The following is a 13,744-nucleotide window of genomic DNA, read 5'->3' on the forward strand; positions in this document are numbered from 1 at the left end:
GCAGGAGGTCAGCGGTTCGATCCCGCTTAGCTCCACCAAAATTCAGACCCTCGCTTCGGCGGGGGTTTTTGCTTTTCCGGGCCTGAAAAAAATCTGTGAAGCTGATAAAAACCCGCTAATCTTCATTCATATATATCCTTTCGTTAAACTCCTTATAAACATTAGGACTTTTCTTGTTTGGGGAACTTGCTTCGCTCAATTAATAAACATAAGATCTTGCGGTTATCACTACGTGTCCAGCCGGAATGTTCTCCAAATCATCATGATGTTGAAAATAAATGCTTCAGCCAAAAAATTTCTGCTGGCCCTAATCCTGAGTCTTATCTCAATTCCTCTGGCGCGCTTGCTTTCGCCTGGAATGGGGATTGATGACAATAATTTGTATCTCGCCTGGCTGCCGCTCAGCGTCATTTTATCTATGCTGCTGCTTTTTGGCCGTCATGCTGTCGTTCCGCTGTTTCTTGCCTTCGCGTTGACCAATATCTGGCTGTTGCCATTACCTTTCCCCCAGAGCCTGGTGCTGCTGGTGTGTCAGCTGTTTGCCCCTGTCCTTGCCTGTGAGGTGTTACGTTGGCGGCTGGGGCCACGCTGGCGGTTCGGGTTGTCCAACGGCCATATGGGATGGCGCATCTTCTGGGCCTGTTTCTTTGCGCCTCTGATGATGAAAGGGGCGATGTATCTGGCCGGACACTTCCTCCATTTCCCTGTTTCAGTCTCCGGCTTCTTTGTCCCGACGTCGGTGATGTACAGTCTGGTAGATATTCAGAGCCTGATCAGCGCGGCGCTGATCTTCACGCTGCTCTTTTACTACCCGTTACGAATGATCCTGAATCCTCGCTACGCGAGTGCTTTTTGGCGGCGTCATATCAGGCCCGCATTTGCGCGCCAGCAGTGGCTGTTTACCCTGAACTGGATCATTGCCCTGGCATTTCTGCTGTTCATACTCTGTGCGCCGTTTGATTCGGAATACATTGCGGGGTACCTGGTTCCCGTCATCTTTATTCTGTTCTTCCTCGTCATCAACCGTTTCAGCTATCCGCTTATTTGTCTGCTCTGGGGCATCTGCGCGTTTTTGCTCGTGGCCTACAACCGCAACTTTTTGCAGGGGGTGAACACGGAGTATGCGCTGTCGTTTGTGCTCTCAGTGCTCATCTCCTTTACCATCTGCATGCTGCATATGTCTCAAATTCAGGGGCGAAGTAATCGTATCAAGCGCAAGTTGCACAGCCAGGCGTTGCAGGACCCTTTAACGGGCTTGCCCAATCTGCGTGCCTTTGAAAGCTATCTGGAGAACCACCCTCAGGCCAGCGTCTGCTGCCTGCGAATGGATAACCTCGAGTTCTTAAGCCGCCACTACGGCATGATGATGCGCGTGCACTGCAAACGAATGGTGACTCAGGCACTGCAACCGTTACTGGGCAGGGAAGAGAGGCTTTTCCAGCTTCCAGGGAGCGAACTTTTGCTGGTGCTGCATGGTTCAGAAACGGCGGCGAGGCTGTCCTACATCGTCGACTTCCTCAATAGCCAGACTTTCTGCTGGCAGGGTGATTCGCTCGATCTCGAGTTTGGTGCTGCCTGGGGCGTGATTGAGGGGGAAGGCGAGGCGTTGCACCACACGCTGGGTCAGCTGAGCTGGCTCTCAGAGCAGGCCTGCGCCGCACGCCGCGTGCTGGCACTCAATAACAGCCTGGCAACGGTTTCAGACAACACAACGGAGCGAGTGCTCCAGTTGAGCCGCGTTAAGAAAGCGCTGGCTGAGGGGGGACTGCGGCTCTACGCACAACCCATCGTCAGTGAATCCGGCGACCGCTATCACGAAATTCTCGCCCGTATGGTCTGGGACGGAAAGGTGATCACGCCCGATCAATTCATACCGGTGATAGCCCAGTTTAACCTCAGCAAGCGCTTCGATCTGCTGGTGGTGGAAACGCTGTTTCGCGCCATGAAAGATCTCCCCGGTGAGCGCTTCTCCGTGAATCTGATGCCCTTTACCCTGATGCAAAAAGAGAGCGCCAACAAAATTATCGCTCTCTTCAAACAGTATGAGATCTCCCCGGCGATGGTGGTGCTTGAAATTACCGAGCAGCAGGCCTTCTCCAGTTCTGAAATCAGCATGCTGAATATCCGTCGCCTTCGTGAATATGGTTGCAGCATTGCCATTGATGATTACGGCACCGGATACGCCAACTATGAGCGTCTGAAGATCCTTGAAGCTGACATCGTGAAAATCGACGGCTGCTTCGTGCGCGACATTCTCACCGATCGGGTGGATGCGATGATCGTGAAGTCAATTTGCGAGCTGGCGAGGGTGAAAAATTTGACGCTGGTTGCGGAGTTTGTGGAAACCGAAGCGCAGCGTGATTTGCTCTATAAGATGGGCGTTGACTATTTGCAGGGTTACCTGATGGGCAAACCCCGGCCAATAGAGGACATGCTGGCCGAACAGCAGGCGTAAAAAAGCCGGGAAATCTCCCGGCTTTTAGCTGTGTGGGTTCTGAAACTTACAGAACCAGCGCCGCGATAGAAGCGGACAGCACGCTCACCAGCGTAGAACCGTAAACCAGTTTCAGACCGAAGCGTGAAACCACGTTGCCCTGTTCTTCGTTCAGACCTTTAATCGCACCAGCGATGATGCCGATGGAGGAGAAGTTCGCGAAGGAAACCAGGAAGATGGACAGAATGCCTTCTGCGCGCGGGGAGAGCGTGCTGGCAATCTTCTGCAGATCCATCATCGCAACGAATTCGTTGGAGACCATCTTGGTTGCCATGATGCTGCCGACCTGCAGCGCTTCGCCGGCAGGAACTCCCATCACCCAGGCCACAGGCCAGAAGATGTAGCCCAGAATACCCTGGAAGGAGATGCTGTGGCCGAACCAGCCGGTCACGGTTGCGAACAGGGCGTTCAGCGCGGCGATCAGAGCGATAAAGCCGATCAGCATCGCGGAAACGATAATCGCCACTTTAAAGCCTGCCAGAATGTACTCACCCAGCATCTCGAAGAAGCTCTGACCTTCATGCAGATTGGACATCTGCAGGTTCTCTTCACTCTGCTCAACGCGGTACGGGTTAATGAGCGACAGAACGATAAAGGTACTGAACATATTCAGCACCAGGGCTGCAACCACGTATTTCGGTTCCAGCATGGTCATGTATGCGCCAACGATGGACATGGAGACGGTGGACATTGCGGTTGCCGCCATGGTGTACATGCGGTTGCGCGACATCTTGCCGAGAATGTCTTTATAGGCGATGAAGTTTTCTGACTGGCCGAGGATCAGGGAGCTGACCGCGTTGAATGACTCCAGTTTACCCATTCCGTTGACTTTAGACAGCACGGTACCGATGGCGCGAATCACAATCGGCAGAATACGGATGTGCTGCAAAATACCAATCAGAGCGGAAATGAAAACAATCGGGCAGAGCACTTTCAGGAAGAAGAATGCCAGGCCTTCATCGTTCATTTTGCCGAAGACGAAATTTGTCCCTTCATTAGCGAAACCGAGAAGTTTTTCGAACATCTCGGAGAATCCTTTCACAAAGCCAAGGCCGACGTCGGAGTTCAGGAAGAACCAGGCCAGCAAGACTTCAATAACAAGCAACTGAATAACATAGCGAATGCGGATCTGTTTACGGTCATGGCTGACCAGTAAAGCGAGGATCCCAACCACGGCAAGCGCGAGGACAAAGTGTAGGACGCGGTCCATATTTGCTCCAAATATGAGGCAGGTTAAATTTCCGTGCACATTCTATGCAACAAGATAAAAGAAAACGAGATCTATGCCGCACTATAGTGAGAACCTGTGAGCGATCTCAAAAAAGGTGATCAACCATACATTTCTGTTATGTTGTGTAAAGGTGTTAAAAGTTACCTTTTTGTACTAATCTGACCAAGAGGCGAGCTTGCGGCCCCTCATTCCACCAACATGGCTCAACACGGCTATCGTTCCTGTCTATCAGAGAAATCATTATCACCTCTCCAAATGAACTTGATAATCATTCTCATTTTGGTAGCATGAAACATAGCAAAGGCTATATTTCAGAGGCAAAAATGACAAACAGTCGCGTTGAGAGTAGCAGCAGTCGCGCAGCGCGCAAGATGCGGCTTGCATTAATGGGGCCTGCGTTCATTGCTGCCATCGGCTATATCGATCCCGGCAACTTTGCCACCAACATTCAGGCGGGGGCGAGCTACGGCTATCAACTGCTTTGGGTGGTGGTCTGGGCAAACCTGATGGCGATGCTGATTCAGGTGCTCTCCGCAAAACTCGGTATCGCTACCGGTAAAAACCTCGCAGAACAAATTCGCGACCACTATCCGCGTCCGCTGGTCTGGTTCTACTGGGTGCAGGCTGAAATCATCGCCATGGCGACCGATCTGGCCGAATTCATTGGTGCAGCGATTGGTTTCAAGCTGATTCTGGGGATCTCACTCTTGCAGGGCGCAGTGCTGACCGGGATTGCAACCTTCCTCATTCTGATGCTGCAAAGCCGTGGGCAAAAACCGCTGGAAAAAGTTATCGGTGGCCTGCTTTTGTTTGTTGCGGCGGCCTATATCGTAGAACTGATTTTCTCACAGCCCGCGATGGCTCCGCTGGCGAAAGGGATGCTTATTCCTGCTCTGCCAACATCCGAAGCGGTATTCCTGGCGGCCGGCGTACTGGGCGCAACAATCATGCCGCACGTGATTTACCTGCATTCATCGCTTACCCAGCATCTGCATGGCGGTACGAGGCAGGAGCGCTACAGTGCGACCCGTTGGGACGTGGCTATCGCCATGACCATTGCCGGTTTTGTGAATCTGGCGATGATGGCAACGGCGGCCGCGGCGTTCCACTTTAACGGCCATACTGGCGTGACCGATCTTGACCAGGCGTATCTGACGCTGGAGCCGCTGCTCAGCCACGCCGCAGCCACGATATTCGGCCTGAGCCTGATCGCCGCCGGGCTCTCCTCCACCGTGGTCGGTACGCTGGCAGGGCAGGTGGTGATGCAGGGCTTCATTCGCTTCCATATTCCACTCTGGTTCCGTCGCGCCATAACCATGCTGCCGTCGTTTGTGGTCATTCTGTTGGGCCTTGATCCGACCCGCATTCTGGTGATGAGTCAGGTTCTGCTGAGCTTCGGGATTGCGCTGGCGCTGGTGCCGCTGCTGTTATTCACCAGCGATAAAAAATTGATGGGAGATTTGGTAAACACCCGGCTGGTGAAACGTGCGGGCTGGACAATTGTCTGCCTGGTAGTTGCGCTGAACGGCTGGCTGCTGGTGGGAACCTTACTGGGGCTTTAATTTGTGCAATAAAAAAGCAGCCCGGGGGCTGCTTTCGCGAAATCAATGTCGGTGGCCGTGACCTCCGTGGCCACGGCCCGGGCCGCGACCCCAGCCTCCGCGGTGGTCATCGCGGTCGTTCCAGCCTTCACGGTAGCCGCGCTCGTAGGCGTTGCGTTTGTCCCAGCCGCGATGCCAGCCGTTGTCGTGACGATGCCAACGGGCATCGCGCCATTCATAGTTGCGACGCCAGTAGTCGTGGTCGCGCCAGCGACCGCCGTCCCAGTAATTTCCGTAATTATCACGATCGCCAATTTGTAATTTTACGGATGGCACCAGGGTGATTTCACCCGCATTGGCGACCAGCGGAGCTGCCGCCAGTAATACCGCTGCCAGAATCAGTGACCTGAACATGTGTCTGTCTCCTTACGATCGAGCCTTTGTCGGCCTGTTAACGCAATATTACGAGGTGTTACAAGCAGGCTGCATCGGCTAACTCCTAATCCCCGGGAGACAGCACTTTTTGCTAAAATTGCTGTTAATCTGTGCCGTTAAGGATTGCGTCGATGGCGGCAATTTCCTCGGCCGTAAACTGACGGTTAGCAAGCATACCTACAGCATCGTCAAGCTGTGCAATTTTGCTGGCACCAATCAGGACCGAGGTGATTTTGTCATCACGCAGCACCCAGGCCAGCGCCATTTGCGACAGCTTTTGTCCGCGCTGCGCGGCGATGGCATTGAGCTTGCGCGCCTTCTCCACCTTCTCATCGGTAATCTGATCGGCTCTGAGGAATTTACTGCCGCTGGCGGCGCGGGAGTCCGCAGGAATGCCGTTCAGATAACGATCCGTCAGCTGACCGCCCGCCAGTGGGGAGAAGGCAACCGAGCCCACGCCCTGTTCCTGCAACAAATCAGTCAGTCCGTTTTCCACCCAGCGCTCGAACATTGAGTACTTCGGCTGATGAATCAGGCAAGGCGTGCCGAGATCCTGCAAAATAGCAAAGGCTTCGCGGGCGCGGTCGGCAGGGTAGTTGGAAAGCCCGACGTACAGCGCTTTACCCTGACGGACAACGTGGTCCAGCGCGCGCATGGTTTCCTCCAGCGGCGTGTCGGGATCCGGACGGTGATGGTAGAAGATATCGACGTATTCCAGCCCCATACGCTTCAGGCTTTGATCGAGGCTTGCGATCAGGTATTTGCGTGAACCCCAGTCACCATAGGGTCCATCCCACATGGTGTAACCCGCTTTACTGGAGATGATCAATTCATCGCGATACGGCAAAAAGTCCTCACGCAAGATACGGCCAAAGTTGCTCTCGGCAGCACCCGGCGGTGGGCCGTAGTTGTTGGCGAGGTCAAAATGGGTAATGCCAAGGTCGAAGGCGTGACGAAGCAGCTGACGGCTGGTTTCCACTAACGTTTCATCGCCAAAGTTGTGCCACAGACCCAGCGAAATCGCCGGCAGCTTCAGTCCGCTCCGGCCGCAGCGGTGATAGGTCATCTTCTCATAGCGTGCCGGATTTGCCTGGTAAACCATCTAAACCTCCAACAGGAACAGGGTGTGTATACGTTTACACTAATCAATGTTGTTCCGCAGGTACACTCCTGATTGCTGTAAATTCTGCTTTCCACTATGAAATTCTTATGCTTCTGGACAGACTCCGCGCATCTCTAATACTCAGAATATCTATGCGGCGAAAGGAAGATGGCTATGCAATCGACATACACAATCGCGGATTATCTGGTGGATCGTCTCGCCGGATGCGGTATTGACCATATGTTTGGCGTGCCGGGTGATTATAACCTGCAGTTTCTCGATCATGTCATCGACCACCCCAGACTGTGCTGGGTTGGCTGCGCGAACGAACTGAATGCCGCCTATGCGGCAGACGGCTACGCCAGGATAAAGGGTGCTGGCGCATTGCTGACGACCTATGGCGTAGGTGAGCTAAGCGCGCTGAACGGCGTGGCCGGGAGTTTTGCTGAGTATGTCCCTGTTTTGCATATCGTGGGCGCGCCGGGCACCGCAAGTCAGCAGCGGGGAGAGATGCTTCATCACACTCTCGGCGACGGCGATTTTGGTCACTTTTTTGAAATGAGTATTCCGCTGAGCGTGGCCCGCGCGAAGCTGACGGCGAGCAACGCCTGCCAGGAAATAGACCGGGTGCTGCGGGAAATGCTCACCGAACGCCGCCCGGCGTACCTGATGCTGCCTGCGGATGTGGCGAAGGCGCCCGCGACAGCCCCTGTAAACGCTCTCACACTTTCCCCTGCTGAAGTGGATAACAACGCTCTGGCCGAGTTTGTGGCCGCGTCGCGTGAGATGCTTACGCCATGTAAACGCGTTGCTCTGCTGGCGGATTTTCTGGCTCATCGCCACGGTTTGCAGCCTATGCTCAGAAGCTGGGTCGCATCTCAGCCAGTGGCCTGCGCCACGCTTTTGATGGGTAAAGGTCTGCTGAATGAGCACCAGCCGGGCTATGCAGGAACCTACAGCGGGGCCGCCAGCGCCGAAGAGACGCGGGCAGCTATCGAAGAATCAGATGCCATTCTGTGTATTGGTACCCGTTTCACCGACACGATCACCGCCGGTTTCACTCATAATTTGCCGCAGGCGAAAACCATCGAGCTTCAGCCGAACGCTGCACGGGTTGGCGCACGCTGGTTTAGCGGATTGCAGATGGAGCAGGCGGCAACGGCGTTGCAATCACTCTGCGCCGAACTTTCTGTGAACTGGAGCCTCCCGGCACCGCGTATCGCTTTTCCAGCAGGGAAATCCAGCGGCGCTTTGACGCAAACCAGCTTCTGGCAGGCGCTTCAGGATGCGCTTCTGCCTGGCGATATCATTCTCGCGGATCAGGGCACGGCGGCATTTGGCGCAGCATCGCTGACGCTTCCGCCAGATGCCATGCTGCTCGTTCAACCGCTTTGGGGCTCGATCGGTTTTACGCTACCTGCGGCGTTTGGCGCGCAGACGGCGGCTCCGGACAGGCGTGTGGTGTTGGTGGTTGGCGACGGGGCGGCGCAGCTGACCATTCAGGAGCTGGGGTCTATGCTGCGCGATGGGCTGAAGCCGCTCATTCTGTTACTCAATAATGACGGCTACACGGTCGAGCGGGCGATCCACGGACCGGAGCAGCGCTACAACGATATTGCTGCCTGGAACTGGACCCAGCTGCCGCAGGCGCTAAGCCTGAACTGTCAGGCCGAAAGCTGGCGGGTGACGGAGACGGTGCAGCTTCGCGAAGTGCTGGAGCTGGCATCCCGCCGTCAGAGACTGAGCTTTGTCGAGGTGGTGCTGCCGAAGCAGGAGATTCCGGAGCTGTTGCGGGCGGTAACCCAGGCGCTGGAGGCTCGCAACAGCGCCACGCAATAGGCCGTTCTAGCGGGGGGGCCTGGTAATCATCAGCGGTTTGCCCGCCAGCAGCAGCCAGGCGGGAAGCATGACGATACACAGCAGCGGCAGCAGGGTGGTGTCCGGCACGACGACGGCGGCCATGAACAGGCTCAGCCAGCCGTCGCGGGTCACCACCAATGTCAGGCCAAGTATCGCGCAGGAAATGGTGATTGCCGCCGGGACCGCATCGACGTGCGCGTGAAGCATCAGGCCGAGCGCCACGGCGACAAACACCGCAGGGAAAATACGCCCGCCGCGAAAACCGCTGGCTGTGGCAATCACCAGAGCCGCGAGCTTCGTGACGGCGATAAGCATGAAATCAGAGGCGCTCAGCGTCTGGCTGAACGCCAGCTGGTGCATCTCATCGAGCCCTTTAAACAGGGTAATTTGCCCGCCGAACGCACCCAACAGGCCCAGCAAAAAGCCGCCAAGCCCTAAAATAAGCACGGGGTGTTTCAGCCTGTGCATCAGCGCATGCAGGCGCGGCAGGCACCAGACCGCCACCATGCCGACGGCGATAGCAATAGCGGCGACGACCGCGCCGCTGAAAATATCTACCAGCCGCATCTGGCTGTAGTGGGCAACGGGCAGCGAAAACTGCGGATGGAAAAACAGGCTGGTGGTTAACGCCCCGGCCGCCGCCGCAATCATCGGGGCGAACAACCGATCCCAGAGGGGCGTATCATCGGAGCTGCTGAGCATCTGCGAGAAAATCAGCGCTGCGGCGATGGGTGTGCCGAACAGAGCGCCAATGGTGCCGGACGCCGCCAGGATGGTCCAGTCTATCGCCCCTACGCGGGGTAAGACGCGGGCACCGAGCGCGACAGCCAGCGCGATATTGACCGACATGATCGGATGTTCCGGACCCAGGCTGACGCCGCCCGCCAGGCCAATAATCAGCGCCAGCAGCAGGCCCGGCAGCGCAGAAGGTTGCACAGGCGCACCGATCAGCGGCTCCGTTGCCGGATCAGGGCCTGCATGGCCCGGACTAAAGCGGATAACCAGACCGACCGCAAGGCCGGTAGCGGTCAGCATCAGGATGATCCACAGGCCTGAATCGACGCCAACGCCCAGACGAGCCGGGAGCGTGGACCAGAGAAACTGTTGCAACAGCGCGGCAATTTTCATTGTCACCACCAGAATCAGGCTGGCGGCGATACCGATAATCAGGGCGGGAACCGATAACAAAAGCATGGTTCTGGCTCGCGGATGGAGCATGGTCATTTCCTTTTTACACTGAGCGCGCAACACTTTGCCGTTTAAGGATAAGAGCTTCATTGCAATTGGTGCTGAAACGGTAAAGTTATAGTGTGACCGGGATCGATAAATCGCGGGCGCTGTTGCGTTGGTCGTTGTTGTTATGCCTGCATGAATTTACAGTGTGCCAAAGACTTATTCTGACTTTAGCGGAGCCGTAACAGAATGACAAAGTTTGCTTTAACCGGGGATGTGGGCGGCACCAACTGCCGTCTGGCGCTGTGCGATCTGGCCAGCGGTGAGATTTCTCAGGCGAAAACCTATTCCGGCCTGGATTATCCGAGCCTTGAGGCCGCAGTGCGCGTGTATCTGGATGAACAGAAAGTTGACGTGAAAGAGGGCTGCATCGCGATTGCCTGCCCGGTCACCGGCGACTGGGTGGCCATGACCAACCATACCTGGGCGTTTTCTATCGAGGAAATGAAAAATAACCTCGGCTTTAACCATCTGGAAATCATCAACGATTTTACCGCCGTGTCGATGGCGATCCCGATGCTGAAAAAAGAGCATCTGATTCAGTTCGGCGGTAACGAACCGGTGGAAGGTAAGCCGATTGCCGTTTATGGCGCAGGGACTGGACTTGGCGTGGCGCATCTGGTTCATGTCGATAAGCGCTGGATCAGCCTGCCGGGTGAGGGCGGCCATGTCGACTTCGCGCCAAACAGCGAAGAAGAAGGGATCATTCTGCAGGAGCTGCGCGCCGAGCTGGGCCACGTTTCTGCGGAACGCGTGCTGTCAGGGCCGGGTCTGGTTTATCTCTATCGTGCGATTGTGAAAGCCGATGGTCGTCTGCCGGAAAATTTACAGCCGAAAGACGTGACCGAGCGTGCGCTAAGCGATGCCTGCACCGATTGCCGTCGTGCGCTTTCGCTGTTCTGTGTGATCCTGGGCCGTTTCGGTGGCAACCTGGCGCTGACGCTCGGCACCTTTGGCGGCGTCTATATCGCGGGCGGCATCGTGCCGCGCTTCCTGGAATTCTTCAAAGCCTCTGGCTTCCGCGGCGGGTTTGAAGATAAAGGTCGCTTCAAATCTTACGTGCAGGACATTCCGGTGTTCCTGATCGTTCACGATAACCCTGGCCTTATCGGCGCAGGCGCGCATCTGCGTCAGGCGCTGGGGCAGGTTCTGTAAGCGAAAAGGCGCCAGTGGCGCCTTTTTTACAGCTTCATCAGCTGGCGAAACTCTTTCACTTTGCTGCGGCTCACCGGTACCTGAAATTCGAGATCCCGCAGGCGCAGAATATAGGTGTTATTGAACCACGGCTCTATCTCACGGATTTTATTGAGATTGACGCAGTAGGAGCGATGACAGCGAAAGAAGTGCGCGGCCGGCAGCTTGCTGCAAAACTCCGTAATGTTCATCGGCATCACCCATGACTCGCGCTTCGTGTAAACGAACGTCATCTTTTCGTGTGCTTCGGCATAGTAGATATCGTGGATTGGCGTGACGTAAATCTTCTCATCGCGTATGAGATTGATGGTGTCGTTTTCCCGCTGCGGGCTGATGGCCTGGCCGTGACCTGTGGCCTGCGGCAGGGCGGCGTTTTCCAGCTTTTGCAGCATCGTCACAATGCGTGATTCCTGATACGGCTTCAGAATATAGTCGAAGGCTTCCAGTTCAAACGCTTCCACCGCATGCTCTTTCCACGCGGTGATAAACACGATAAACGGCTTGTGGGCGAACTGGCTGATGTTCTGCGCCAGCAGCACGCCGTCGAGCGACGGAATATTGATATCGAGGAAAATGGCATCTACGCGGTTATGCTGCAGGAATTTCAGCACGTCCAGTCCGTCGTCAAAGGTGCCGACAATCTCCATCTGGCTGTGCTCTTTAATAAGCCAGGTCAGCTCCTGCTGAGCCAGCACTTCATCTTCAACAATAATGACTTTCATACGACGTCCTTATGTCAGCAGGCTGGTGGTGGCCGTGCCCGACGTGCGCTGGTTCGGCACGTAAAAAGCAATCTCTGTGCCGGGCTCCAGGCGACGGATATGCAGTCCTTCGCCGTAAAGCAGCGTCACGCGGTGATGCACGTTAAGCAGGCCGATTTTATTGCCCGGCATTTCGTTGGCTTCGACTCGCGCAATCACCGCAGGATCGATACCGTGCCCGGTATCCCGCACGCTGATACGCACGCGGTTGCCGCTTTCGGCAATGCTGATGGTCACCACGCCTTTGCCCTTGCAGGGCTGAATGCCGTGGACGATGGCATTTTCAACCAGCGGCTGGATCAGCAGGCTTGGGATCAGGCAGTTCACCTCATCGTCGATGTCGTAGATAACCGTCAGCTTATCGCCAAATCGCGCCTGCTCGATGGCGATGTAGTCCTTGATCTGATACAGCTCTTTGCGGATGTCTATTTGCTCATCGTCCTTCAATTCAATGTTATAGCGCAGATAGCGTGACAGGTTGAAAATCAGCTGCCGGGCGGTGTCCGGATTGAGACGAATCGAGGATGAGATAGCATTGAGCGCGTTAAACAGAAAATGAGGATTAATTTTGCTTTGCAGCGCGCGCAGCTCTGCCTTATTTGCCATTTCGCGCAGCTGTTCGGTGCGTGACACCTCCAGCTGAGTGGAGATGATCTGCGACAGGCCGACCGCCATCTCCTGCAACGATGAAGTGATCTGGTGGGCGTGACGGTAATAAATTTTCAGCGTGCCGGTGACGATGCCCTTCTCCCACAGCGGGATGATGAGCAGGGAATGGATCTCCGGCGTGCGCCAGGCTTCGTCGTCGTTACGGATGATGATTTTACCCTCGCGCAGCGCCTGTTGCGTGCGCGGGCTAATCCCGGGATCGTTGTGCTTATAATTGGCTTCGCCAACGCCCACGTAGGCCAGCACTTTGTCGTTATCGGTGATGGCAACGGCGTCGGCGTGAATATCCTGACGAATGATGTCGCACACCTGACGCAGGGATTCGCTGTTCACATTGCGAAACAGCGGCAGCGTCTTGTTAGCGATATCCAGCGCGACTCTGGCCTGCCGCCCGGCAATGTCCTCTTTTTCTTTTTCCACGCTCTGCACCAGCAGCACGATAAAACCGATGCAGACGCTGCCGAAGATCATTGGCACGCCGATTTTTGCGACGATATCGAGGCCGAGTGAGATCGTCGGTGCCCAGACCACAACCAGGATCATGGTCAGCGTTTCACACAGCATCCCGCCCAGGATCCCCGCTCGCCAGTGCTTCTCTTTGGGGATTTTTCGGTTGATCCAGCCCGAAAGCAGCCCGGCAATAATGCTGGTGATAAAGCAGGGCACAGCCGTCACGCCGCCGATGTCTATCAGGTAACGGTGCGTCCCGGCAATCAGCCCGGTGATGGCCCCGACCCACGGGCCAAAAAGAATGCCGCCGGACATCACCGCGATAATACGCACGTTGACCAGCGAGCCTTCCACATGCACGCCGGACCAGGTGCTGAATAATGCAAACAGGGAGAAGATCGCCGTAACCGCCAGCAGCTCTTTTGGCGTATGGGCGGACTTGTGCAGCAGCTCGCGAAACAGCCGGATGCGGATGAGGAAGAACAGGCAAATCAGCATCAGGGCGGCCCGGTCAAAAACCGCCAACAGCATGTTAAAAATTTCGTGCATAGAAGTGCCACAGCCAGGAATGGAACCAATATGATAAAAAACCTCGTCGGCGATAGCCAGCAATCACGTCGGGAGCAGAACGGGGAAAAGGCGCAATTAAAAAAGGGGATAATGTCTGTGCGCCTGCAAAAGCAGGTTATTAAGGGGATTTGGCGTTTTTTCAGGTAAATAAGTTGATAATGAACTGTGGCTCATTATTTTCATAAGCCGTTAAAACGGGCTGGC

The 13,744-nt window shown here is 55.5% G+C and carries 10 protein-coding genes; 4 read left to right on the top strand and 6 right to left on the bottom strand.

Translation table 11 applies throughout. The features are described from left to right. The first annotated feature begins 262 nt into the window (after nt 1-262). Nucleotides 263-2,455: an EAL domain-containing protein gene (locus CRO87_RS04180; RefSeq protein WP_097161680.1), complete on the top strand. Its 2,193-nt coding sequence runs from the start codon at nt 263-265 to the stop codon at nt 2,453-2,455. A 46-nt stretch (nt 2,456-2,501) separates the two neighbouring features. On the opposite strand, the gene nupC is transcribed toward CRO87_RS04180, so the two are convergent. Then, nucleotides 2,502-3,704, bottom strand: a complete 1,203-nt coding sequence (gene nupC / locus CRO87_RS04185) for a nucleoside permease NupC (protein WP_097161681.1) — start codon at nt 3,702-3,704, stop codon at nt 2,502-2,504. A 344-nt stretch (nt 3,705-4,048) separates the two neighbouring features. Here nupC and CRO87_RS04190 point away from each other — a divergent pair, with 344 nt between their 5' ends. Continuing rightward, nucleotides 4,049-5,287 (top strand): Nramp family divalent metal transporter, encoded by a 1,239-nt coding sequence (locus CRO87_RS04190; protein ID WP_097161972.1) that lies wholly within the window; start codon nt 4,049-4,051, stop codon nt 5,285-5,287. 42 nt (nt 5,288-5,329) lie between these two features. Here the strand turns inward: CRO87_RS04190 and CRO87_RS04195 are convergent, their stop codons facing one another. Together CRO87_RS04195 and mgrA are read right to left on the bottom strand one after the other, a co-directional pair. Next, entirely contained in the window at nt 5,330-5,680 is a 351-nt protein-coding gene (locus CRO87_RS04195; protein WP_097161682.1) for a DUF2502 domain-containing protein, read from the bottom strand. A gap of 124 nt (nt 5,681-5,804) precedes the next feature. Beyond that, nucleotides 5,805-6,803: an L-glyceraldehyde 3-phosphate reductase gene (mgrA, locus tag CRO87_RS04200; RefSeq protein WP_097161683.1), complete on the bottom strand. Its 999-nt coding sequence runs from the start codon at nt 6,801-6,803 to the stop codon at nt 5,805-5,807. Nucleotides 6,804-6,977: 174 nt separating this feature from the next. On the opposite strand from mgrA, the gene CRO87_RS04205 reads away from it, so the two are divergent. Then, entirely contained in the window at nt 6,978-8,642 is a 1,665-nt protein-coding gene (locus tag CRO87_RS04205; RefSeq protein ID WP_097161684.1) for an alpha-keto acid decarboxylase family protein, read from the top strand. A 6-nt stretch (nt 8,643-8,648) separates the two neighbouring features. Here the strand turns inward: CRO87_RS04205 and CRO87_RS04210 are convergent, their stop codons facing one another. Further along, nucleotides 8,649-9,881, bottom strand: a complete 1,233-nt coding sequence (locus CRO87_RS04210; RefSeq protein ID WP_097161685.1) for an ion channel protein — start codon at nt 9,879-9,881, stop codon at nt 8,649-8,651. Nucleotides 9,882-10,085: 204 nt separating this feature from the next. On the opposite strand from CRO87_RS04210, the gene glk reads away from it, so the two are divergent. Beyond that, entirely contained in the window at nt 10,086-11,051 is a 966-nt protein-coding gene (glk, locus tag CRO87_RS04215; protein WP_097161686.1) for a glucokinase, read from the top strand. A gap of 26 nt (nt 11,052-11,077) precedes the next feature. On the opposite strand, the gene CRO87_RS04220 is transcribed toward glk, so the two are convergent. Next, nucleotides 11,078-11,812 (bottom strand): LytTR family DNA-binding domain-containing protein, encoded by a 735-nt coding sequence (locus tag CRO87_RS04220; RefSeq protein ID WP_097161687.1) that lies wholly within the window; start codon nt 11,810-11,812, stop codon nt 11,078-11,080. A gap of 9 nt (nt 11,813-11,821) precedes the next feature. After that, a complete protein-coding gene (locus CRO87_RS04225) occupies nt 11,822-13,519 on the bottom strand; it encodes a sensor histidine kinase (RefSeq protein WP_097161688.1) in 1,698 nt (565 codons plus the stop codon). Between the last annotated feature and the right edge of the window lie 225 nt (nt 13,520-13,744).

This window comes from Enterobacter sp. CC120223-11 (assembly GCF_900215375.1).
GTDB lineage: Bacteria > Pseudomonadota > Gammaproteobacteria > Enterobacterales > Enterobacteriaceae > Scandinavium.

Coding starts and splice junctions, on each gene's coding strand:
- CRO87_RS04210 (WP_097161685.1), bottom strand. CDS start 9,881: ATGCTCCATCCGCGAGCCAGAACCATGCTTTTGTTATCGGTTCCCGCC.
- CRO87_RS04225 (WP_097161688.1), bottom strand. CDS start 13,519: ATGCACGAAATTTTTAACATGCTGTTGGCGGTTTTTGACCGGGCCGCC.
- glk (WP_097161686.1), top strand. CDS start 10,086: ATGACAAAGTTTGCTTTAACCGGGGATGTGGGCGGCACCAACTGCCGT.
- nupC (WP_097161681.1), bottom strand. CDS start 3,704: ATGGACCGCGTCCTACACTTTGTCCTCGCGCTTGCCGTGGTTGGGATC.
- CRO87_RS04195 (WP_097161682.1), bottom strand. CDS start 5,680: ATGTTCAGGTCACTGATTCTGGCAGCGGTATTACTGGCGGCAGCTCCG.
- CRO87_RS04190 (WP_097161972.1), top strand. CDS start 4,049: ATGACAAACAGTCGCGTTGAGAGTAGCAGCAGTCGCGCAGCGCGCAAG.
- CRO87_RS04220 (WP_097161687.1), bottom strand. CDS start 11,812: ATGAAAGTCATTATTGTTGAAGATGAAGTGCTGGCTCAGCAGGAGCTG.
- CRO87_RS04180 (WP_097161680.1), top strand. CDS start 263: ATGATGTTGAAAATAAATGCTTCAGCCAAAAAATTTCTGCTGGCCCTA.
- CRO87_RS04205 (WP_097161684.1), top strand. CDS start 6,978: ATGCAATCGACATACACAATCGCGGATTATCTGGTGGATCGTCTCGCC.
- mgrA (WP_097161683.1), bottom strand. CDS start 6,803: ATGGTTTACCAGGCAAATCCGGCACGCTATGAGAAGATGACCTATCAC.